The 23,099-nt window shown below is 57.7% G+C and carries 20 protein-coding genes; 13 read left to right on the forward strand and 7 right to left on the reverse strand.

The window, feature by feature from the left end; translation table 11 throughout:
- The first annotated feature begins 102 nt into the window (after positions 1–102).
- The 3 genes from ACIPF8_RS16735 (at position 103) to ACIPF8_RS16745 (ending at position 2,862) form a co-directional block, all read left to right on the forward strand.
- Positions 103–327 carry a hypothetical protein gene (locus ACIPF8_RS16735; RefSeq protein ID WP_400423136.1) on the forward strand — a complete coding sequence of 75 codons (225 nt, stop codon included), beginning with the start codon at positions 103–105 and terminating at the stop codon, positions 325–327.
- A gap of 56 nt (positions 328–383) precedes the next feature.
- Positions 384–1,124 carry an rRNA pseudouridine synthase gene (locus tag ACIPF8_RS16740; RefSeq protein WP_400423138.1) on the forward strand — a complete coding sequence of 247 codons (741 nt, stop codon included), beginning with the start codon at positions 384–386 and terminating at the stop codon, positions 1,122–1,124.
- Between the two features lie 626 nt (positions 1,125–1,750).
- A protein-coding gene (locus ACIPF8_RS16745; protein ID WP_400423141.1) for an IS3 family transposase occupies positions 1,751–2,862 on the forward strand; the annotation gives its coding sequence in 2 pieces (ribosomal slippage) (positions 1,751–2,009 and positions 2,009–2,862; 1,113 coding nt in all).
- A 445-nt stretch (positions 2,863–3,307) separates the two neighbouring features.
- Here the strand turns inward: ACIPF8_RS16745 and ACIPF8_RS16750 are convergent.
- Genes ACIPF8_RS16750 through ACIPF8_RS16765 form a run of 4 tightly spaced genes read right to left on the reverse strand, consistent with a single transcriptional unit; the run spans position 3,308 to position 6,931 of the window.
- Positions 3,308–3,934, reverse strand: coding sequence for a membrane integrity-associated transporter subunit PqiC (locus ACIPF8_RS16750; RefSeq protein WP_400423143.1), 627 nt, complete (start codon positions 3,932–3,934; stop codon positions 3,308–3,310).
- 11 nt (positions 3,935–3,945) lie between these two features.
- On the reverse strand, positions 3,946–5,577 hold the full coding sequence (locus tag ACIPF8_RS16755; protein ID WP_400423145.1) for an intermembrane transport protein PqiB: 1,632 nt from the start codon (positions 5,575–5,577) through the stop codon (positions 3,946–3,948).
- On the reverse strand, positions 5,574–6,308 hold the full coding sequence (locus ACIPF8_RS16760; RefSeq protein WP_400423148.1) for a paraquat-inducible protein A: 735 nt from the start codon (positions 6,306–6,308) through the stop codon (positions 5,574–5,576). Before ACIPF8_RS16760 ends, ACIPF8_RS16755 begins: the two co-directional genes overlap by 4 nt.
- Entirely contained in the window at positions 6,308–6,931 is a 624-nt protein-coding gene (locus ACIPF8_RS16765; RefSeq protein ID WP_400423150.1) for a paraquat-inducible protein A, read from the reverse strand. Before ACIPF8_RS16765 ends, ACIPF8_RS16760 begins: the two co-directional genes overlap by 1 nt.
- Positions 6,932–7,311: 380 nt before the next feature.
- On the opposite strand from ACIPF8_RS16765, the gene ribA reads away from it, so the two are divergent.
- Positions 7,312–7,983, forward strand: coding sequence for a GTP cyclohydrolase II (gene ribA, locus ACIPF8_RS16770; protein ID WP_400423153.1), 672 nt, complete (start codon positions 7,312–7,314; stop codon positions 7,981–7,983).
- A gap of 55 nt (positions 7,984–8,038) precedes the next feature.
- Here the strand turns inward: ribA and fusA are convergent, their stop codons facing one another.
- Positions 8,039–10,159 (reverse strand): elongation factor G, encoded by a 2,121-nt coding sequence (gene fusA, locus ACIPF8_RS16775; RefSeq protein ID WP_400423156.1) that lies wholly within the window; start codon positions 10,157–10,159, stop codon positions 8,039–8,041.
- 224 nt (positions 10,160–10,383) lie between these two features.
- Here fusA and ACIPF8_RS16780 point away from each other — a divergent pair, with 224 nt between their 5' ends.
- Positions 10,384–12,204, forward strand: coding sequence for an aminopeptidase P family protein (locus ACIPF8_RS16780; RefSeq protein ID WP_400423158.1), 1,821 nt, complete (start codon positions 10,384–10,386; stop codon positions 12,202–12,204).
- Positions 12,205–12,223: 19 nt separating this feature from the next.
- Here the strand turns inward: ACIPF8_RS16780 and ACIPF8_RS16785 are convergent, their stop codons facing one another.
- Positions 12,224–12,433, reverse strand: a complete 210-nt coding sequence (locus ACIPF8_RS16785) for a SlyX family protein (protein ID WP_400423160.1) — start codon at positions 12,431–12,433, stop codon at positions 12,224–12,226.
- A 492-nt stretch (positions 12,434–12,925) separates the two neighbouring features.
- Between ACIPF8_RS16785 and ACIPF8_RS16790 the strand changes: the two genes are divergently transcribed.
- The 8 genes from ACIPF8_RS16790 to ACIPF8_RS16825 all read left to right on the forward strand — a co-directional run bounded on the left by ACIPF8_RS16790 (position 12,926) and on the right by ACIPF8_RS16825 (position 21,606).
- Positions 12,926–14,281: an MFS family transporter gene (locus tag ACIPF8_RS16790; RefSeq protein ID WP_400423163.1), complete on the forward strand. Its 1,356-nt coding sequence runs from the start codon at positions 12,926–12,928 to the stop codon at positions 14,279–14,281.
- Between the two features lie 135 nt (positions 14,282–14,416).
- Positions 14,417–16,195 carry an ATP-binding protein gene (locus ACIPF8_RS16795; RefSeq protein WP_400423165.1) on the forward strand — a complete coding sequence of 593 codons (1,779 nt, stop codon included), beginning with the start codon at positions 14,417–14,419 and terminating at the stop codon, positions 16,193–16,195.
- An 11-nt stretch (positions 16,196–16,206) separates the two neighbouring features.
- Positions 16,207–17,547 carry a sigma-54-dependent transcriptional regulator gene (locus ACIPF8_RS16800; RefSeq protein ID WP_400423167.1) on the forward strand — a complete coding sequence of 447 codons (1,341 nt, stop codon included), beginning with the start codon at positions 16,207–16,209 and terminating at the stop codon, positions 17,545–17,547.
- A 99-nt stretch (positions 17,548–17,646) separates the two neighbouring features.
- Positions 17,647–18,885 carry an RNA polymerase sigma factor gene (locus ACIPF8_RS16805; protein WP_400423169.1) on the forward strand — a complete coding sequence of 413 codons (1,239 nt, stop codon included), beginning with the start codon at positions 17,647–17,649 and terminating at the stop codon, positions 18,883–18,885.
- Positions 18,886–19,032: 147 nt separating this feature from the next.
- On the forward strand, positions 19,033–19,395 hold the full coding sequence (locus tag ACIPF8_RS16810) for a YciI family protein (protein ID WP_400423172.1): 363 nt from the start codon (positions 19,033–19,035) through the stop codon (positions 19,393–19,395).
- 13 nt (positions 19,396–19,408) lie between these two features.
- On the forward strand, positions 19,409–19,756 hold the full coding sequence (locus tag ACIPF8_RS16815) for a GFA family protein (RefSeq protein ID WP_400423175.1): 348 nt from the start codon (positions 19,409–19,411) through the stop codon (positions 19,754–19,756).
- Between the two features lie 45 nt (positions 19,757–19,801).
- Positions 19,802–20,275 carry a VOC family protein gene (locus tag ACIPF8_RS16820; RefSeq protein WP_400423178.1) on the forward strand — a complete coding sequence of 158 codons (474 nt, stop codon included), beginning with the start codon at positions 19,802–19,804 and terminating at the stop codon, positions 20,273–20,275.
- 188 nt (positions 20,276–20,463) lie between these two features.
- Positions 20,464–21,606, forward strand: a complete 1,143-nt coding sequence (locus tag ACIPF8_RS16825) for an acyltransferase family protein (protein WP_400423181.1) — start codon at positions 20,464–20,466, stop codon at positions 21,604–21,606.
- Positions 21,607–21,619: 13 nt separating this feature from the next.
- Here the strand turns inward: ACIPF8_RS16825 and ACIPF8_RS16830 are convergent, their stop codons facing one another.
- Complete coding sequence (locus tag ACIPF8_RS16830) at positions 21,620–22,909, reverse strand: TCR/Tet family MFS transporter (protein ID WP_400423184.1); 1,290 nt, start codon at positions 22,907–22,909, stop codon at positions 21,620–21,622.
- Positions 22,910–23,099: the final 190 nt, after the last annotated feature.

The raw sequence follows: 23,099 nt of genomic DNA on the forward strand, positions 1-23,099 counted from the left end.
CCCGCCGAGCTTTTCCTGTAACGCAGTGGATGAAGGTGAGCGGAGCCGGCGAGTTGCGTTTCCGTGTGCGAAACGCCCCGCCGGAAACAACTGGAGTTGAACATGACCTACGAAGAATACCTGGATGAAGTCACTACCTTGATGGTAGAAATTTATGATTTGTCCGATGCTGCCGCCATCAAATATGTGATGCGCGCGCAGGCGGCCGATTTCTTCACCTTGCACGATGATGAGCCAGCCTTGCGCACGCTGGAGAACGCCCGCGTGGATGCCAAGACCATCTACGAGCAGCGCAACAAGTCGCGTCCCGAGCTGTATCGCAAATAAACGTGCGGCGGTTACAATAGCCGCCCGCTATACCGACCTTATCCGATACCTTACCTATGACAGAATCCATCCGCCTTGCCAAATACCTGGCCGAACAGCAAACCTGTTCGCGCCGTGAAGCCGAACAATATATCGAGGGCGGTTGGGTCAAGGTCGATGGTGTCGTGGTGGAGGAGCCGGGATTTCGTATCAGCGCCCGGCAAAAAATCGAGTTGGCGCCGGAGGCCACGCTTGAATCCCAGGATCCGGTCACCATCCTGTTTCACAAACCGGCCGGCCTCGATCTGTTTGCAGATCCGCAATTGCCGGTGGCTGAGCTCGCTTCGAGCTTGATCCTGGCCGACAAGCGGGCTGCCGATGATCGCGCCGAACTGCGCTTCCTGAAACGTCATTTGTCGAATCTGACGCTGATTGAGCCGCTTGAAACCTTGGCCAGCGGCCTGCTGATCTTTAGCCAGGATTGGCGTGTCACGCGCAAGCTGGTGGACGATGCGGCGAAGATCGAGCATGAATATATCGTGGAAGTTGCCGGTGCCATCGTTGAGGATGGCCTGAAATTGCTGAATCACGGCTTGAGCTTCAATCGTAAGCCGCTGCCGCCGATCAAGGTGAGCTGGCAGAACGAGACGCGTTTGCGCTTTGCGATGAAAGCACCGCCGCGGGGCTTGATCGTGCATATGTGTGAGCAGGTTGGCTTGCAGGTGGTGGCAATCAAGCGGATTCGCATCGGGCGCGTGCCGATGGCGGGCTTGGCTGTTGGCGAGTGGCGCTATTTGCTGGGTTACGAGCGGTTTTGAAGCGTCTCTGAGGACGCTTTGCGGCCAGGTAGCTACGGCAGCGCGTAGCTCGGATCAGTAGTTAAATGGGGTCAGAGTTTTTTTTCGCGGTTCTTTGCGAAAATTACTCTGACCCCTTTTAACGGGCTACGGAGTGAGTGTGGTGATGCATCAGCCTTTTTCGTCTGACGTTACTTAAAACGGTTTCTGCTCCGTGGAAGCTTGCCGGGGGTAGCCCGGCAGCTAGTCACTTTTCTTGCTTCGCCAAGAAAAGTAACCAAAAGAAGGCGATCGCACAGCCGTTGCCCGCCTGCGGCGGGTCCCCAAATGCGCCGTGCGCCAGTCGGATGGGACACAAACTCGCTGCGCTCAAACATGTGTCCCATAATTCCCGACTGTCGCCCGTCCCATTTGGCAACGTCAGCATGCGAAAAGTCAAAAGCAACGGCCACGTCAAAAACAACTTCAACTGCAACGTCAAAATCAGCCCCCGAGAAGTTAAATGGGGTCGGAGTTTTTTTTCGCGGTTCTTTGCGAAAATTACTCTGACCCCTTTTAACGGGCCACGGAGTGAGTGTGGTGGTGTTGACCTGCCCCCAACATTAGCTTCATAACGTAGTAGAGTCCGATTCTCAAAGGAACGGACGATGAAGAAGCGATTTACTGAAGAACAGATCATTGGATTTTTGAAGGAAGCCGATGCCGGTCTGCCGGTAAAGGAGCTGTGCCGCAAGCACGGCTTCTCGGAGGCATCGTATTACAAGTGGAAGGCTAAATTTGGCGGCATGGAGGTCTCCGATGCCAAACGCCTCAAAGCGCTCGAAGAAGAGAACAGTAAGCTCAAGCGCTTGCTAGCTGATTCTCTGCTCGACAATGCGGCCTTGAAGGATGTCGTTTCTCGAAAGTGGTAAGCCCGCAAGCACGTCGCGAAGCGGTTGCCGTTCTGAAAATGGAATGGCAGCTCTCTGAGCGCCGTGCCTGCGGGCTGATGAATATATCGACTTCGGTGGTGCGCTATCAAGCGAGAGCCGACGCCAATGGTGCCCTGAGTGTGCGTATTAGCACGCTTGCCCGGGAGAGACGGCGTTTCGGTTACCGACGGATTCATATCTTGCTGCAACGAGAAGGCTGGGTCATCAATGTCAAACGCGTCTACAGGCTCTATTGTAAAGCTGGCTTAGCGGTGAGAAAACGTCGCCGCAAACGGATCGCTCTGACCGAACGAGTGCCTTTGCTACTTCCCGACCGACCGAATCATGCTTGGTCGATGGACTTCATCCATGACGCCTTGGCAGATGGCCGGCGTATACGTTGTTTGAACGTCGTTGACGACTTCACCAAGGAGAGCGTTGTCATCGAAGTCGACACTTCGATCTCGGGGCTGCGAGTGGCGCGGGTGTTGGACCGCATCGCTGAACATCGGCCTTTGCCAAACATGATTCGCGTCGATCATGGCCCTGAATTTACCAGTCTGGCGTTGGATGCCTGGGCCAGCGCACGCGGCGTCAGGCTCGCATTCACGCAACCCGGCAAGCCAACCCAGAACGCGTATATCGAAAGTTTTAATGGACGGTTTCGTGATGAATGTCTCAATGATCAATGGTTCTCGACGCTATATGAGGCACGCATTCTCATTGAAATGTGGCGTCAGGATTACAATTCAACCCGACCGCATAGTTCGCTTGGTTACGCCACGCCAATCGAATTTGCGGCCAAACATCAATTTGCAACCACCGACTCTACTGAGCTATGTTGCTAATTTCGGGGAGCAGGTCAGTCTGACGTTACTTAAAGCGGTTGCTACTCCGTGGAGACTAGCCGGGGGTAGCCCGGCAGCTACTCACTTTCTTTGCTTCGCCAAAGAAAGTAAGCAAAGAAAGGCGATCGCACAGCCGTTGCCCGCCTTCGGCGGGTCCCCAAATGCGCCGTGCGCCAGTCGGATGGGACACAAACTCGCTGCGCTCAAACATGTGTCCCATAATTCCCGACTGTCACCCGGCTCATTTGGCAACGTCAGCATGCGAAAAGTCAAAAGCAACGGCCACGTCAAAAACAACTTCAACTGCAACGTCAAAACCAGCCCCCGAGAAGTTAAATGGGGTCAGAGTTTTTTTTCGCGGCCTTTTGCGAAAATTACTCTGACCCCATTTAACGGACCACGGAGCGCATGCGGTGGCGTTAGCTCAAGCCTCACTCATCAAACATCAGCTTTTGCAAACGGTCACTGCATTCGCCTTGAAACCTTCAACATTCGCCGCAATCCCATCTACCGCGCCGGTTACCGTGCGTTGCACGCCTAGCACCAGTGCGTCGATGCCGCTGCCTACCGGTTCTGTTAGCGTGAGTTGGCAGGCGGTGGTGCGGCTGTTGTCGGAGCGGGTGATGGTCCAGCCGTAAGTGGCTTGTACTTGCTGGCCGGGGATGGCGTCGAATTCGCGCAGTTCGATGGCGATGCGGTATACCGGTTGGTCGGTTGGTCGGCCGTTGCGGCTGACGTCGGTGGCGTTGAGGCGATTGGCCAGGCCGCTGGCGAAGGCGTCGCGCAATTCATTGTTGAATGGCGAGGACCAGCGCTCCTGTTCCAGGATGTCGACCCGGGTCGCGGATGTCGCGCCGGCGCTGCGCACCACCAGTTGCGGGCGGGCTAGCCGTTCCGGCAAGGCGATCGGCGATATTTCGATGAAGGTGCGCGCATTCGATGCCGTGCCGGTTGGTGCTGCGCTCGCAGTGTTCGCGGGCGTTGCCAGCGTATAGAAATGGGTAGGCGCCGAGGCGCAGCCAGCGAGCAGCAGGGCTGTCGCCAGTGCACTCAGGAGTGTCGATCTTGGCATGGTCAATCTCATTATTTGTTTTCCTCCTGCTTGCCGCGAATCAGCGATTCGGGATGGCGTTCCAGATAATCGGTCAATACCCGCAGCGATGCCGCCGAGCGCGTCAATTCCTGCAGGGTTTGACGAATGTCCTGTTGCAACGGCGAATTGTCGGACAGGGTGCGGTTGGCGTTGTCCAGCGTCTTGCGCACATCCTTCATGGCCGAAGTGATTTCCGGCGCGACGTCATTGTTCAGGCTCTTGGTCAGTTGTTCGGCGTTGAGCAGCGTACGGTTCATTGTGCCCAGCGTCGTCCGCAGATCGGTGGCGATCTGGTCGAACGGCACCTTGCTCAGGTTCTTGGCGATTTCTGCGATCTGCGACTGGATTTCATCCAGGCTGTTCGGGATTGTCGGCAATACGATGACGGAGGAAGAGGTGTCAATCTTGACCGGCGGCGCTTTCGGGAAGAAGTCGAGCGCGATGTACAACTGACCTGTCAGCAGATTGCCGGTGCGCAGTTGCGCACGCAGACCGCGGCTGACCATGTATTCCAGGCGCTGCTTGGCGGTGTACTCGGAGTGACGTTCATCCTCGGCATATTTGCGTCCGAGTCGCTCCGGGTATATCTGCACCGCAACCGGCATCTGGAATTCACGTTTCTTGGCATCGTATTCGAGGCCGATCGACTTGACTTCACCCAGTACCACGCCACGGAAATCGATAGTAGTGCCCGGAGTCAGGCCGCGCAGCGATTGGTTGAAGTAAAGCAGGACTGTTTCCGACGGACCGTCCGGTTCCTTCATCGCGGTTTCCTGGTCATCCGCCAGTGTGAAGGTGGTGTTCTCCTTGGCCAGCGGGCCGAGGTTGTCTTCCGGCGCCTGGAATGCAATGCCGCCCAGTACCACGGTGGCCAACGATTGGGTGCGCAGCTTGAAACCGCTGGCATTGATCTGCATGTCAAAGCCGCTGGCATGCCAGAAACGGGTATTGACGCCGATGAATTTTTCATAAGGCTTGTCGACGAAAATGCGCAGCGTGACGCCTTTGCCGTCTTCATCCAGATCGTAGGCAGCTAACTGGCCTACCTTGATGCGGCGGAAGTAGATAGGCGAGCCGATATCCAGCGAGCCGATATCGGTTGCATGCAGCATGAATTGCTTGCCGGGGGAATCGAGCGAAACGATCGGCTGCACTTCCAGTCCGGTGAAATTGTCTTTCGTGTCTTTGGAAACACCGGCGTCGGCGCCGATGTAAGCGCCCGACAGCAAGGTGCCCAGGCCTGAGATGCCGGATGCCGCCACGCGCGGACGCACCACCCAGAAACGGGTATCGGCGGCGGTGAAACTCTCGGCTTCTTTCGACAGCTGGACATTGGCCAGCACGTGCTTGCGGTCCTTGCTCAGCGTGATGGTCTGCACCACGCCAATGTCGACATCACGGTATTTGACCTTGGTCTTGCCGGCCTCCAAGCCTTCGGCGGTGCGGAAGGTGATGGTGATGGATGGGCCGCGTTCGACCAGGATCTTGACCACCAGCGTCAGGCCAACCACCGCGGCAACAATCGGGATCAACCATATAAGAGACGGCAGCCAGTCGCGTTTGCGGCTCAGTTTCGGCTCCGGCAAGGACGGAATCGGCGGCACGGTGTTTTCATCACTCATCTTGTACTTTCTTTCGTTTCATCTAACTCTTGATCGCTGCTGTCCCAGGTCAGGCGCGGATCGAAACTGAGCGCGGCAAGCATTGTCAGCACCACTACCGAGGCAAACGCCAGCACGCCGAAGCCGGCAGTGATCTTGGCAAAGCCTTCGATCTGCACCAGTCCGGCCAACAGCGACACCACGAATACATCCAGCATCGACCAGCGGCCGATGATTTCCACCAGCCGATACAGCTTGGCGCGCTCCAGGCGGCGCCAGCGGCTGTGCCGCTGCGCGGTCAGCGTCAGCAGGATCAGCGAGGCCAGCTTGAATAGCGGCACCAGGAAGCTGGCGATGAAAATGATCGCCGCCAGTTCCCAGGCGCCGGACACCCAGAAATAGATCACGCCGCTCATGATGGTGTCTTCCTGGACGCCAAGCAAGGTCTTGGTAATCATTACAGGCATCAGGTTGGCCGGGATGTACATGATGCAGGCGGCAATCAGGAAGGCCCAGCTGCGCCGGATGCTATCCGGTTTGCGCCAGTGCAGTGCGGTGCCGCAGCGCTGGCAGTGCTCATGTTCACGTACTTCCTGCCACACGGTGCCGCAGTGATGACAGGACATCATGCCCAGGCCGGCCGCGGTGTGTACCGGCAAATCTTCGTTTTCTTCCAGGCCGGCTGCGCTGGCGTCGCTGTGCTTGCGATCACCGACGATTGTGCTTGAATTGGCTGAATTGGCGCTCGTCATCAGGAACCTTCCTGGACTTGTTCTGCATATGCCATCTGCCAGAAATGTCGCGGATTGAAAGAGACCACCGCCGTCAGCAGGACCGTCAGCACGCCGAAGGCCCACAAGGCCACGCCGGGTATCACGGTGGCCATATTGGATAGCTTGACCACCGCCACCAGCACACCAAGCAGGAAAACCTCAATCATTCCCCATGGTCGCAAGCTTTGCATGGCGCGCACCAGCCAGCTGAAACCAAGCGGGCGGCGCCGACCAGCCAGCGATACCAGCAGGTAGAACAGGAACAGCAGTTGCAGCAACGGGAACAGGATCGTGGTGGCCAGCACCAGCAACGCCACCAGCGACATGCCTTCGGTGGTCAGCGACAGCACCGCGCCGAACAGCGTGGTGCGGCTGCTCAAGCCTTGCAGCTCAATTTCGACGATGGGGAAGGTGTTGGCAATGACGAACATGATCAGGCTGGCTACCGTGAGCGGCAGGATGCGCTCGCGCTGACGCCCGGTATCGCGATCCAGTTCGGTGCCGCAGCGCGGACAATGGGCGATTTCCTGCGGGCGCAGCGCCACCTTGCGATACACGGCATCGCATCCTTCGCAAGCAATCAGGTCGGGGACTTCGCGCATTATTCGTCTTGAATTTGGATGGATGGAATTCTAACAACAAATTTGTTGAACATTGATCTTACATACGCCATTACTGAGAAAAAGATCACGATGCAAGCACATTGGCATCTACAGTGAACTGCAAACGAGGGCAATGGTATATCCGGTAAAACAGACTAACGCCATTTGACGTCGTAAAATAACAAAAAATTACATTTAAGATGGCAAACGCCAAAAGACGGGGCGTAACAGTCCTTGAACGTGTTAACTGGCCACGGCCGTACGCATTTTGCTGAATACTCGTAAAATGCTGGATGGACTAATTGTTGCCAGAGTTAAAGTGTGGCTTGTGAGGGAAATTGATGCAACGCCATGCTGTTTATTGATAATAAAGTTACCTAATGAGCACCACTATTATGCAAGGCGCACCGTCTGCTGCTGCCGCAACCGATCACAAGCTGGAGTACGTCACCTCCTGCGAACTGCCCATGCCATGGGCAACATTCCAACTGCACGCCTTCGTCGACCATGCTTCCGGCAAGGAGCACCTTGCACTCACTCTGGGCGCCGTCAATGATGGCGAGCCGGTGCTGGCGCGCGTGCACTCTGAATGCCTGACAGGCGACGCCCTGTTCAGCCAGCGCTGCGATTGCGGCGCCCAATTGGAAGGCGCACTGCAAAAAATCGCGGCCGAGGGGCGTGGCGCGGTACTGTATTTGCGCCAGGAAGGGCGCGGAATTGGACTGATCAACAAGATTCGGGCTTACCGGATCCAGGATGGCGGCGCCGATACGGTCGAGGCCAACCAGCAACTTGGCTTCGCCGCCGACCTGCGCGATTACAGCCTGTGCGAATCAATGCTGGAGCACCTGGACATCACAGCGTTGCGCCTGATGACCAATAATCCTCGCAAAGTAGCCGCATTGCAAAAGATCGGCATCACCGTTGTCGAGCGTATCCCGTTGATTTTGAACAGGAATCCGTTCAACACGCGTTATCTCGATACCAAAGCTTCCAAGCTGGGTCATTTGTTGCCGATGGACGGCATGGAACGCGACGCCGACGGTAATTAGTAATTGAATTGAAGCAGTTGGATTGAAGCGGCCATGGCCGCTTCCCTGGTTGCGTTCAGTGTTTGCCGCCGCCGACATGCTTGGCATTCACCACGGCGTCGGTCACATTGGCCGGCGCTTCAGCATAGTGCTTGAATTCCATCGTATAAGTGGCCCGTCCCTGGGTCAGTGAACGCAGCGTGGTCGAATAGCCGAACATCTCGGCTAGCGGCACTTCGGCGCGAATGATCTTGCCGACGCCGCCTGGAATGTCGTCCATGCTTTGTATCATGCCGCGCCGCGACGACAGGTCGCCAATCACGTCGCCCATTTTTTCCTCTGGCGTTTCCACTTCGACCGCCATCATCGGTTCCAGCAAGGCCGGGCTGGCCTTGCGGCAACCATCCTTGAATGCCATCGAAGCGGCCATGCGATAGGCGTTTTCGTTGGAATCGACATCGTGCGAGGAGCCGAAGAACAGCGTGACCTTGACGTCGACCACTGGATAGCCAGCCAACACGCCGGTCGGCAAGGTTTCGCGCACGCCTTTCTCGACCGCTGGAATATATTCACGCGGCACGGTGCCACCCTTGATCGCGTCGATGAATTCGAAGCCCTTGCCGGGCGGCTGCGGTTCGATCTTCAGCACCACGTGGCCATATTGACCGCGACCGCCGGACTGCTTGATGAACTTGCCTTCGCTCGATTCACATGTCTTGCGGATGGTTTCGCGGAATGCTACCTGCGGCTTGCCGACTGATGCATCGACGCCGAACTCGCGCCGCATCCGTTCCACCAACACTTCCAGGTGCAGCTCACCCATGCCGGAGATGATGGTCTGGCCCGATTCTTCGTCGGTCTTGACGCGGAACGATGGATCTTCCTCGGCCAGTCGGCTGAGCGCAATCCCCATTTTTTCCTGGTCGACCTTGGTCTTCGGTTCAACCGCCTGCGAGATTACGGTATCCGGGAAAATCATTTTTTCGAGCGTGATGATGCTGCTCGGATCGCACAGCGTATCGCCGGTGCTGGCTTCCTTTAGGCCGACCGCGGCGGCGATATCGCCGGCGTACACCTCGCTGATTTCAGTGCGGTGATTGGCGTGCATCTGCAGCACGCGGCCGATTCTTTCCTTCTTGCCTTTATTCGGAATGAATACCGAATCGCCGGACACCAGCACGCCGGAATACACACGGAAGTAGCTCAGGTGGCCGACAAACGGATCGGTCATGATCTTGAAGGTGAGGGCGGAGAATTTCTCGTCGTCGCTGGCGCGCCGCTCGATGATCGAATCGTCCTGCGCGTGTCCCTTGACCGGTGGGATATCGGTCGGCGCCGGCAGGAAATCGATGACGGCATCCAGCAGCGCTTGTACGCCGCGATTCTTGAAGGCGCTGCCACACAGCATCGGTACGATTTCGCCGGCAATCGTGCGCTTGCGCAGCGCTGCCTTGATCTCTTCTTCGCTCAGGGTTTCGCCATCCAGGTATTTCTGCATCATGGTGTCGCTGGCGTCGGCCGCCGCTTCGATCATGCGGCCGCGCCATTCCTGGGCGCTGGCCTGCAGGGCAGCTGGAATGTCGATGTACTCAAACTTGACGCCCTGGGTGGCGTCATCCCACATGATCGCCTTCATCTTGATCAGGTCAACCACGCCGTGGAAATTTTCCTCGGCGCCGACCGGAATCTGCACCAGCACCGGATTGCCCTTGAGGCGATCCTGGATCTGCTGGTGCACGCGGAAGAAATCGGCGCCGACCCGGTCCATCTTGTTGACGAACGCCAGCCGCGGCACGCCGTATTTGTTGGCCTGGCGCCAAACTGTTTCGGATTGCGGCTGGACGCCGCCGACTGCATCGTAGACCATGCAGGCGCCATCCAGCACCCGCATGGAACGCTCGACTTCGATGGTGAAATCGACGTGCCCCGGGGTGTCGATGATATTGATGCGGTGGATCGGATAGTTACCTGCCATGCCCTGCCAGAAACAGGTGGTGGCGGCCGACGTGATCGTGATGCCGCGCTCCTGTTCCTGCTCCATCCAGTCCATGGTGGCGGTGCCGTCGTGCACTTCGCCGATCTTGTGGCTGACGCCGGAGTAGAACAGGATGCGTTCGGTAGTGGTGGTCTTGCCGGCATCGATATGGGCGCTGATGCCGATGTTCCGGTAACGCTCGATGGGAGTCTTGCGAGTCATGACGATTTCCTCTTGGAGCAAATAATGATGATCTTGGTTGATTGACAGCCGATTTGACGTATGAGCTTACCTGTTTTTTCGGTTCGGGGTTGTGCGTGACGCAGCACCCCGTTTTTGGCGTCGCGGTGGTATCCTAGATATTTGGCTGGCAAGTCGATTTGCTGGCGTCTGAGTTGCTCCGAATCCCGCCGAATCATATATTTCGACCCATTTTCCACACCGCGATGAATTCCAGAACCTTCTCCCAAACTACAGCCGGTCCCCGCATCCAGCTATTGCGCGATGCAATGAAACGCCACCATATCGATGCTTGCCTGATCCCTTCGGCCGATCCGCATTTATCCGAATACTTGCCGGGGCGCTGGAAAGGGCGGGAGTGGATGTCTGGTTTTACCGGTTCAGTCGCCAACCTGATCATTACTGCCGATTTTGCCGGCCTGTGGGCCGATAGCCGCTACTGGTCGCAAGCGGAAGCGGAATTGGCTGGCAGCGAGATCGTCCTGATGAAAACTCCGTCCGGCAACAGCCTGCTGCATCTTGACTGGCTGGCAGCCAATCTGCCGGCCGGCAAGACGCTGGCAGTCGACGGCGCCGTGCTCGGCCTGGCGACAGCGCGCGCATTGGAGCAAGCGTTGGCCAAAGGCGGCAGCAAGCTGCGTACCGATATCGATCTGTTGGGAGAAATCTGGAGCGATCGTCCAGGCCTGCCGATGGCCGATGTTTATCAGCACCAGGCGCCGCATGCGCCTTTGGCGCGCAGCGCCAAGCTGGCCAGTTTGCGTCAGGCCATGCAGGAGCAGGGCGCGCAATGGCATTTCATTTCCACGCTGGACGATATCGCCTACCTGTTCAATTTGCGCGGCACCGATGTTAATTACAACCCGGTATTTGTCGCCCATGCACTGATCGGGCCGCAGCGGACCACATTGTTCGTCGCCGACGGCAAGGTGCCGGAAGCCGTGCGCGAAGCGTTGGTTGCCGATGGCGTCGACCTGGCGTCGTATGCGCAGGCGGCCGAATCATTGGCCAGCTTGCCTGCAGATGCCGTGCTGCTGCTCGATCCGCGCCGCGTCACGCTGGGCTTGCGACAAGCTGTGCCAGCGGGCGTCAAGGTGCTGGAAGCGATCAATCCGACCACTTTCGCCAAGTCGCGCAAGACTGCCGACGAGATTGCTCATGTGCGCGCGACGATGGAACAAGACGGCGCGGCGTTGTGCGAATTCTTTTCCTGGCTGGATCAGGCTCTGAGCAAGGAAGCCAAGGAAACCGTCAGTGAGCTGATGATCGATACCCAGATCACCGCCGCGCGGGCGCGTCGCCCCGGCTTTGTCAGCCCGAGTTTTGGCACCATTGCCGGTTTCAACGCCAACGGCGCCATGCCGCACTATCGGGCAACTCCGGAGTCGCACGCCACGATCAGCGGCGACGGTTTGCTGCTGATCGATTCGGGCGGCCAGTATGTCGGCGGCACCACCGATATCACCCGCATGGTGCCGATCGGCCAGCCGTCTGCGGCGCAGAAGCGCGATTGCACGCTGGTGCTGAAAGGCGTGATTGCGCTGTCGTCGGCGCAGTTCCCACGCTCCATCAAATCGCCGTTGCTCGACGCCATCGCCCGCGCGCCGATCTGGGCCGGCGGCGTTGATTATGGCCATGGCACCGGTCATGGCGTCGGCTACTTCCTGAACGTGCACGAAGGCCCGCAAGTGATTTCCGGCAGCGCCGCACCGGATGCCCATACAGCGATGGAGCCGGGCATGATCACCTCGATCGAGCCAGGCACCTATCGTCCTGGCCGTTGGGGTGTGCGGATTGAAAACCTGGTGCTGAACCGGGAAGCGGAGACAACCGAGTTCGGCGAATATCTGCGCTTCGAAACGCTGACCTTGTGCCCGATCGATACCCGTTGCCTGGATGCGAGTTTATTGCGTAGCGATGAAATCGATTGGCTCAATGCCTACCACGCGGAGGTTCGGCAACGCCTGTCGCCGCATGTACGGGGCGATGCAAAGGTATGGCTGGAGCTGCGGACTCAACCGCTATAACTGCCAGAAACGCTGCCGGTCAGTAATGCGGCGGCCGCTCATGCGCGCCTTGCCCGGCATTGCGGCTGTCTTCGGCATCCTTGAGGCGGCGCGCCAGTGTCGTGCATAGCGCCTCCAACTGGTCTATCTGCAACTGCTGCCGATAGACCAGCTTGTTCAAATCGTCCAGCATGTCTTCCTGGCGCAATATCTTGATCTCGATATCGACGATGCGGTCTTCAGGGGTCATTTTCGTGCTTCCTTGATTCTTTGCGGTGCGAGATGGTAGCGCAATAGGGCCAGTCACGGCTGGATATGCGCGCATAGCCGCCAGTTTAATGGCCGGAATAGCGTGTTTTCGTGGCGGATATTCGCACAGTAAAAATCAGTAATTCTGGATTTCCGCACAAAAATCGATGGACGGATTTCCAATCTGGTGCAATTATTTCCAATAAATCAAAAACTTAGCTTTTTCGATTGAGCTGGCACGAAGTCTGCGATGATTTAGAAAAAAATCTAATCCACAGGAGACAGCTTTGCACCCATCCTCATTTTTCTTCATTGTTGCTTCAATCTTGATTTAATGGCAACCAGCAACGTACAGTGTCGCCTGGGCGATCAGGTGCGTCGCGGTGGTTTTCCCGTGCCGTCCTGCAATACCGCCAAAGTGACTTTCTGCTGTCCCGCACGCTTGCCAGTTATCGATCATGCTGCACCAAAACACCCATAACAGGAGATAAACATGTCCCAGCTTCATCCTTCCGACCACGCCGCGACTGTGGCGGAAAATCGGAAACGCATTTTCGCGATTGTCGGCGCCTCCTCCGGCAATCTGGTCGAATGGTTCGATTTCTACGTCTATTCATTTTGTGCGATTTATTTTGCACCAGCATTTTTCCCCAGCGACAATCCGACCACGCAATTGCTGAATACCGCCGGCGTGTTCGCCGCCGGCTTCCTGATGCGCCCGATCGGCGGCTGGCTGTTTGGCCGCATCGCCGACAAGCATGGCCGTCGTCGCGCCATGATGATCTCGGTGCTGATGATGTGCGGCGGTTCGCTGATGATCGCTTTCCTGCCGACCTACGCTACGATTGGCGCCCTGGCGCCGGCATTGCTGTTGGTGGCACGCCTGTTCCAAGGCTTGTCGGTAGGCGGCGAATACGGCACCAGCGCCACTTACATGAGTGAAGTCGCGGTGCAAGGACGGCGCGGGTTTTTCGCTTCGTTCCAATACGTGACCTTGATCGGTGGCCAATTGCTGGCTGTGCTGGTGTTGGTGATCCTGCAGCAATTGCTGACCACCGAGCAGTTGCATGCCTGGGGCTGGCGCATTCCGTTCGTACTGGGCGCAGCCGCTGCCGTCATTGCGCTGTATTTGCGTAAATCCCTGAGCGAAACATCGACTGCCGAAACCCGCAAGAACAAGGATGCAGGCACCTTGGCCGGCTTGATGAAGCACAAGGGCGCGTTCCTCACAGTGGTCGGCTTCACCGCTGGCGGCTCGCTGATTTTCTATACCTTCACAACCTACATGCAGAAGTACCTGGTGAACACCGCCGGCATGAACGCCAAGACCGCCAGCAATGTCATGACTGTAGCGCTGCTGGTCTACATGCTGATGCAACCGCTGTTTGGCGCGCTGTCCGACAAGATCGGCCGCCGCACCTCGATGCTGTATTTCGGCGCGCTGGCAACATTGGCGACGGTGCCTATCCTGCACGCGTTGAAAGACGTTACCAGCCCGTATGCAGCGTTCGGCCTGGTGATCCTGGCCCTGGCCATCGTCAGTTTCTACACATCGATCAGCGGCCTGATCAAGGCGGAAATGTTCCCACCGGAAGTGCGGGCACTGGGAGTGGGATTGTCGTATGCGGTCGGTAATGCGGTGTTTGGCGGTTCGGCCGAGTTTGTTGCGCTGAAGCTGAAATCGATCGGCATGGAATCCAGTTTCTACTGGTACGTGTCGGCCATGTGTGCGATTGCACTCATCGTGACTTACAGAATGCGCGATCCAAGCAAGGAAGGCTACCTCAAGGATGTGCCGCTTGAAACCAAGCCGTTCGCCGCTGAAGGTTCTGCTGTCACGTCACGATAGTGCAGTATCCTGCTTGGTGATCTGGCGCTCCCGGGCTGTCACTTGTCAGTGACGGCCTCTCGCAGGAACCAGGTTACCGATGCTTTTTCGCCTCCGGGCGAACCTTGTTAGTGGCAGATGAGTGGCGGAGATGTCATGAAGGTGAGAAAAACCCTCGCATTAGTTGCGCTTGCCATCGCCTTTTCTGTCGCGGTGGTGGTAGCGACCTATATCTTTGCGGCGCAGAAGGCCACCAACGACATTCGCGAAGCCAGCGATCGGCAATTGCAGATCATCGCGCTCGATCTGGGTTCGGTATTGGATAAATTCGAGACGCTGCCGTATGCGCTCGGTTTCCAATCGGATGTCGTGCAAGCGCTGGCGCGGCCCGACGACCAGGTCATCATCCAGCGCCTGAACCAGACCCTGCAACTGATCCAGCGCCAGTCGAAAGTGGTGGCGATCTATATGCTGGATCGCAAAGGCACCACGCTCGCCTCCAGCAACTGGGATACGCCAACCAGTTTCGTCGGCCGTGATTTTGGTTTCCGGCCGTATTTCAGCGAAGCGATCAAAGGCAACGCCGGCCGTTTCTACGGCATCGGCAATGCTACCAACATCCCCGGGTATTTCATTGCCCAACCAATCTATGCAAGCGCCGCAGCGCGCGACAACGATACGCCGCTGGGCGTCATGGTAGTCAAGATCGACCTGACCGAATTCGAACACACCTGGAGCAGCAGCGAAGATCCAATTACGTTGTCCGACCATAGCGGCGTGGTTTTCCTCAGCAATCGTCCGGCGTGGAAGTATCACAGCCTGTATCCGATCAAGGGCGAGACCCAACTGGATCTGGCCGGCACCCATCAGTATGCCGACCAGGCTATCACGCCGGTAACTTCGCTGCCGAAAAATTTGCGCGCCGGATTTGGCGATCATGTCACACGCACCATCGGCCGGCTCGGCTGGCAATTGATGCTGTTTCCGTCGCAGGCCAGGATTGCCCGCGTTGCCGCGCTGTGGGCGCTGGCGGCCGCATTGCTGCTGGCAATCGCCGGAATTTCTCTGTGGGCGCTGTACCAGCGCCGGCGGCGCCTGGAGGAACGGTTGAGTTCCGCCGAATACCTGGACCGCACCATTGCCCAGCGCACGCAAGAACTGATGGTGGCGAACCATACACTGGAAGCCAAGTACGCGAAACTGAAAGAAACCGAACACTTGCTGCGCTCAACCCAGAACGAATTGATCCAGGCCGGCAAGCTGACCATGCTCGGACAGATGGCGGCCGGTGTGGCGCATGAGTTGGCCCAGCCGCTGGCGGCGATCCGGGCATTTGCCGATAACGCGATTACTTTCCTGGGCCGTCAACAGGCCGACAAGACTGCGGAAAACCTGACGCACATCAGCAACGCCAGCGCCCGCATGGGCAAGATCATCGGTCAGCTCAACAGCTTCTCCCGCAATAGTTACGATACGGTCGCCGTGATCGATTTGCAAAAATCGATAGAAGCGGCAGCGCTGTTGATGCGCAACGAATTCCAGACGCATGGCGCCAGCCTCCATATCGACATCCGCCAGGCGGCACATGTGGTTGGCGATGCGGTGCGCACCGAACAGGTGCTGATCAACCTGTTGCGCAATGCGCTGGACGCGGTGGATAATGCGCAGCAAAAAAATGTCTGGCTGACACTGGAAAAAGAGGACAGCGAGGCGGTCATTCGGATACACGATTCCGGCGCTGGCATCCCGGCCCAGGTGGCATTACATCTGTTCGAGCCGTTCTTCACCACCAAGCCGTCCGGCAAGGGACTGGGCTTGGGATTGGCGATTTCTTCGTCGATCGTGCAAGCCATGAACGGCCGGCTGCAGGCAAATAATCATAGCGATGGCGGCGCCGAATTCGTGTTGCGCCTGCCATTGCTGGTGCAATCTTGAAGGAGAACGGGGTGGCAGTGCTCGAAGCTTTGCTGATTGAAGATGAACATGCGGTGCGCGAAGCGGTTACCCAGACCCTGGAGCTCGGCGGCTTCACCGTACGCGCCTGCGAAAGTGTCGAGCAGGCACAGCCGTGGCTGCATGCGGGATTTGCCGGCGTGATTGTCACCGATGTGCGCTTGCCCGGCCGCTCCGGCCTGGATCTGTTGGGCCAGGTGGTGGCGCTGGATCCGGATTTGCCGGTGATCGTGGTGACCGGACATGGCGACGTTAGCATGGCGGTGGATGCGATGCGCGCCGGTGCTTACGATTTCATCGAGAAACCGTTCGCCGCCGAACGCTTGATGGAAACCGCCAACCGGGCCCAGGAAAAGCGCAGCCTGATTCTTGAGAACCGTAACCTGAAGGCGAGCTGGGCCGCGCATCCTGACATGCCGAGCCTGATTGGCCAGTCGGCCGCCATTGAGCGCGTGCGCACCATGATCCGCAGCGTCGGCCCAACCATGGTCGATATCCTGATCAACGGCCAGACCGGCAGCGGCAAGGAAGTGGTGGCACGTCAATTACATGTCGCCAGCGGCCGCAAGGGACCGTTTGTGGCGATCAATTGCGGCGCGTTGCCGGAGACCGTGTTCGAGAGCGAGATTTTCGGACACGAAGCGGGCGCATTCACCAGCGCCCAGAAGCGGCGCATCGGCAAGCTGGAGTATGCCAAGGGTGGCACCGTGTTCCTCGACGAAATCGAAAGCATGCCACTGACGCTGCAGGTCAAGCTGCTGCGCGTGCTGCAGGAACGCAAGCTGGAACGGCTCGGCGGCAATGAGCCGATCGCCATCGATTGCCGCATCATCGCCGCCAGCAAGGCCGATCTGTTGCAAATGAGCGCGCAGGGCAGTTTCCGCGAAGATTTGTATTACCGCATCGGCGTGGTCAGCATCGACCTGCCGCGCCTGGTTGACCGGCGCGAAGACATCCCGCTGTTGCTGGCGCACTTCATCCAGGGCGCGGCGATTCGTTACCAGCGGCCCCTGCCGCAATGGACGATGGCGCAAATGGCGCAGTGGCAAACTCGCGACTGGCCGGGCAACGTGCGCGAACTGCGCAATTTTGCCGACCGGCTGGTGCTCGGCGTCGCGGAAGGTGTGAGCGATCCGGGCAAGGGCGGTGTCAATGCGCTGGCGGGCGAGATGTCGCTGCCGCAGCAAATCGACGCCTACGAACGCATGCTGATTGCAGAAACGCTCACGGCCAGCCACGGTAATGTCGCTGCCGCCGCTGAGCTTCTGGGCGTGCCCAGGAAGACCCTGTATGACAAGATCAAGAAATACCAGCTGGCGGTCGGCAAGGCGTAAAGACTGCCTATAATATTTGTCCTTCGCATTTGTCCTTCGCATTTGTCCTTTGCTTATCTGTCGCCAGGATTGCCATCAAACCGGATCGCACCCACTACGATGTCATTGACCGCCAGCATTGAAAGCATTTACCGTAGCGAATCGCGCCGCGTCTTCGCGACCTTGATTCGCCTGCTTGGTGACTTCGATCTCGCTGAAGAGGCGCTGCAGGATGCCTTCAAGGCGGCAGTCGAACAATGGCCGCGCGATGGCATTCCTGCCAATCCCGTCGCCTGGCTGGTGTCGGCAGGGCGTTTCAAGGCGATCGACGGCATCCGCCGGCGTGCCAGGTTTACCCCGTATGACGATGTGGCCGACGCGATCGAGTCAATCCCGGACGGGGCAGCCGCGCTGGATGAAGAGGTCGAGCATGTCGAAGATGACCGACTGCGCCTGATCTTCACCTGTTGCCATCCGTCGCTGGCGCCCGATGCGCAAGTGGCGCTGACGCTACGCGAGGTCTGCGGCCTCACCACCGAAGAAATCGCACACGCTTTCCTCACCCCCGCACCAACGCTGGCGCAACGCATCGTGCGCGCCAAGGCGAAGATTCGCGATGCGCGTATTCCATATCAAGTTCCCGGACGCGACGAATTGCCAGCACGCCTGGAAAGCGTACTGCGCGTCATCTATCTGGTGTTCAATGAGGGCTATTCCGCATCATCAGGGGCATCATTGACGCGCCACGACTTGTCGCAGGAAGCGATTCGCGTTACGCGCCTGTTGCTGCAATTGCTGCCGGAACCGGAAGTAATGGGCTTGCTGGCGCTGATGCTGCTGCACGAGTCGCGGCGCCAGGCGCGCACATCCGTCAACGGCGACCTGATTCCGCTCGATGAGCAAGACCGCAGCTTATGGGGGCATGAGCAGATTGCCGAAGGCTCGGAGTTGATCGGGCAGGCCTTGTCGTCCGGCCGCTTCGGCCTGTACTCGTTACAAGCGGCGATTTCCGCTGTACATGCTGCTGCGCCAAATATTGATGCCACCGACTGGGGGCAAATCGTCGGGCTATATGACGCGCTATTGCGCTTGCAACCGTCATCGGTGATCGAATTGAACCGTGCGGTTGCCGTCGCGATGCATCAAGGTCCGCAAGCCGGATTGATTCTGGTCGATGCCTTGCTCGTCGATGGTCAAATGCAGAATTATCATCTTGCCCACGCCGCCCGGGCAGACCTGCATCGCCGCCTCGGCCATTTTGCCGAAGCGCGTGTCGCCTATGCAAAAGCGCTGGAACTGACTCAGCAGGAGCCGGAACGTCGCTTTTTGCAGCGCCGCCTGTCTGAATTGCCAAATTAGAAGCTCAAGTCAAAAAAATATTCTGCATTCATGTCGATCTCTGCATTCGCCGTTCGACTAGCTCATGAAAGTGCATTCAAACCGACCCGGGCATCCCGCGTGCCGCTGAAATTTATCGCTTGTATTTACTGCCAACAGGAGACCACCATGAACTATCTGTGCCTAGTCTATCTCGCGCAAGACAAACTCAATGCCTGTCCCGACAACGTCTGCCATGCCTACGGCGAGGAATTGCGCGCAAGCGGCCATCATGTCGCCAGCCAGGCATTACAACCGATCGACACCGCCACGACGGTGCGGATTCGCAATGGTCAAATGACACTGACGGACGGCCCGTTTGCCGAGACCAAGGAGCAACTTGCGGGCTTTTACATGATCGAAGCCAAGGACTTGAACGAAGCGATCCACTGGGCTTCGAAGATTCCGCCGGCACGTTTTGGCAGCATAGAAGTGCGTCCGGTGCGGCAGCTGGATATTGCCGATGTGACATCCAATGCCAAAGAGACCTGAAAAGGAGATCGAAATGAAATACAAAGGCAGCTGCCATTGCGGCAAGATTGCATTTGAAGTGGAAGGCGAACTGGACAGCGCATTGGCGTGCAATTGCTCGATTTGCTCGCGCAAGGGCTCGTTGCTATGGTTTGTGCCGCGCGACAACCTGCACCTGTTGACCGAAGCAGGCGATGTCGCCGAATACACCTTCAACAAGCACGTCATCAAACATCGTTTCTGCCGTACTTGCGGCATCCATCCGTATGGCGAGGGTGTCGACCCGAAAGGCAACCGGGTCGCCGCCATCAATATCCGCTGCCTGGAGGGTGTCGACCTGGCTGCGGTCCCTGTCACGCATTACGACGGCCGCTCATTGTGAACGTCGCCGCTCGTATACGAAGTTAAGTGTCGAGAGGAGAGCAAGATGCAAAAAATTACACCATTCCTGTGGTTCGACGGCAAGGCAGAGGAGGCGATGAATTTTTATACTGCCATTTTCAAGAAATCCAAGGTTGGCAATGTCATGCGCTATGGCGATGCCGGCCCTGGGCCGAAGGGAGCGGTCATGTCAGCAACTTTCGAGCTCGAAGGCCAGGAATTCATTGCGTTGAACGGAGGACCGCAATTCAGCTTTACGCCGGCGATTTCTTTTTTTGTAAATTGCGAAACGCAGGAAGAAGTCGATGAGTTGTGGGATAAGCTTTCCCAAGGCGGTGAAGCACAGGGTTGTGGCTGGATGAAAGATAAATACGGTTTGTCGTGGCAGATCATTCCCTCGATCTTGGGACGCCTGTTGCAAGACAAGGATGCCGCCCGGTCGCAGCGTGTGATGCAGGCCATGCTGCAAATGGTCAAGATCGACATCAAACTTTTGCAACAGGCCTACGAGCAACAATAATAGAGTGATAGCGTGGACGGCCCGAATGGCTGCGTTGGTAATGCGACAAGCCGAACTGCTGCGTTCGTGTCGTTCGGATAACTATAAGAAGCTCCACTCTATTTCTGAGTTGTTACAAAAAGAAATTCCGCTGGACAACAACGTTCGAATCATTATCATTGGCATCTTTTTCGAACATGGATGTAACAATGAGCGGTTCACCAGCGCTGCATAGCTCATCTCACTCCCCGGATCATCATCGCAATTTTCAATTCGGCTTCATCGATCTGCTCAAACTGATCGCTGCACAATTAATCGTCCTGCATCACCTGGCTTTCTATGGCCCGATGTCCGACCACGTGCGGCTGATCGCGCCGACGCTGATCGACTGGCTCGATTCCTATGCACGCATCGCCGTCCAGGTGTTCCTGGTGATTGGTGGCTTCCTGGCCGCGAAGTCCTTGTCGCCCCAGGGCACATCGACCGTCGCCGATCCGTTGCGGGTCATGTGGCGGCGCTACATGAAATTGGTGCCGCCGTTCCTGGTGGCGACCGTGCTGGCAGTTGGCGCCTCCGCCTGGGCTTCCTTGTGGATGACGCATTATTCGATATCGGCGATGCCGACCGCATTGCAACTTGCTGCCCACGCGCTGTTGCTGCATTCGATATTGGGTTATGAATCGATCTCGGCCGGCGCCTGGTACGTCGCCATCGATTTCCAGTTGTACGCATTGCTGACTATGCTGCTCTGGCTGACAGGCGGCATCGCCCGTCGTGGCGCCATGCCTTGGCTGGCGCCGTTGCTGGTAGTGGTTGGGGTCAGTGCATCGCTGCTGTATTTCAATCGCAATGCCGCATGGGATGCCTGGGCGCCATATTTCTTCGGCAGTTACGGGCTCGGCGTGATCGCCTGGTGGGCACGCGACCTGAGTCGCCGACCGGGCGTTGTAGCGTTGCTGATCGCGGCGCTACTGGTGCCGACCGTGTATGCGTTGACGATCGATTTTCGTAGTCGGATCGCCGTCGCCCTGGTTGTCGCTTGCGCGTTGGTGTTGGTGAGCCGACACGGCATGCTGCTGTCGCGCCAGCGTTTTGCGTGGATCCGCAGTTTCGGACGCATCTCATACTCGATATTCCTGGTGCATTTTCCGGTTTGCCTGGTGGTCAATGCCGCTTTCGTCCGCTTTGTACCGGCTCGCCCACTGTTGCAAGCCGGCGGCATGGTGTTGGCGTGGGCTGCAAGCCTGCTCGCCGGGGCAATCTTCTATCGTTTTGTAGAGATACCGCTGAGTCGCCTCTCGACCCGCGCGTCAGGGCAGGGGCTGGCGTTACAAGTCCCTGCCGCTGCGTGATAGCGGCGAACGGTCAGGATACGTTTTCCGTTCCCAGGGCCTTGGCTGCCGGTGTTGTCATTGCGGGTTGCCGGCGCTGACGGCGGAAATGCAGGAAGGCCAGTATCAGCGCAGCAAACTGCAGCAACGCGCAGAAATAAAACGGTGCGCCGATACGCCAGTCGCCGGCTGGCAAATGCGACACCATGCCCAGCAGCGGCGCGCCAATGATTGGAGCGATTACCGCCATCAGGCTGTTGAGCGAGCTGACAGCGCCCAGCGCCTGACCCTGATTGTGCGAGTCGACTGCGCCGGAAATGATGCTCTGGATCGAAGCATTGACGGTTGAGCCGAAAATGTTCGCAAAAATGATCGCATACATCATCCAACCCTGATTGGCGACTCCCCATAAAAGATACGCAGCGGTAGAAGAAACCAGGCCGATTACGGCCAGTCGTTGCGGGCTGAAGCGCTTCAGCAATGGCCCCAGCAACACTCCTTGCACCAGCACTGACATGATGCCGACCGCCGCCAGCGACTGGCCGTTCTGTTGCGGTCCCCAGCCAAATTTGAATGTGGTGTACAGCACCCAGGTGGTAAACAACATGAACTGCGCCAGGCCGCTGCAGGCAATCACGGCGATCAACGGTCCGATTGATTTCAGACGCGACAACGCGCGCAGCGATGCCAACGGATTGGCGGCTTTCCAACTGAAGGCGCGGCGCCGTTCCAGCGGCAACGATTCGGGCAACACGAAGTAACCGTACATCAGGTTGATCAATGCCAGGCTGCCGGCAACAATGAATGGCAAGCGCAGGTTGATGGCGCCCAGCAAGCCACCCATCACCGGTCCGACGATAAAACCGACGCCGAACATTGCACCCAGCATGCCGAAGCGCTTGGCGCGCTGCTCAGGCGCGGTGATGTCGGCGACATAGGCATTGCACACCGCCGCATTCGACTGCATCGCGCCACCGATCAGGCGCACCACGATCAGCATCCATAGCGCAGTTGAAAAAGCGGTGGCGAAGAAATTCAGCGCCAGCCCACAAAATCCCAGCAGCAAGACTGGCCGCCGGCCGTACTTATCGGATAACGCACCAAGGATCGGCGAGCCGAAGAAGTTGGCCAGGCCGAAGGCAAAGGCGACGGCGCCATACCAGAACGCTTGATCGGCTTGCGAGCCGGTGAATTTTCCGACCAGCACCGGCAGTACCGGGATGATCAGGCCGATTGAAATCATGTCGATCAGTACGGTCAACATGATGAAGGGCATGGCGGCTGCGCGACGCTGGGTTTGCGTCGGAGATGGGGTATTCGTCACGCTTGGTTGCTCCTGTTTTGTGTTCTTGTTTTTGGTCGACTGATGATTACGAATTATTGTCTTTAGGATAATTAGTTGTTGCGATCGAGCAACGCAATTATCTATTCCTGAAAAATCCTGCCAATCCGACATGTTTAATTATCGGACTGTCATGTTGCCGTGTAGTATTCCGAGTCGAATCATATCGGAA

The organism is Collimonas sp. NPDC087041 (genome assembly GCF_044745265.1).
Lineage (GTDB): Bacteria > Pseudomonadota > Gammaproteobacteria > Burkholderiales > Burkholderiaceae_D > Collimonas.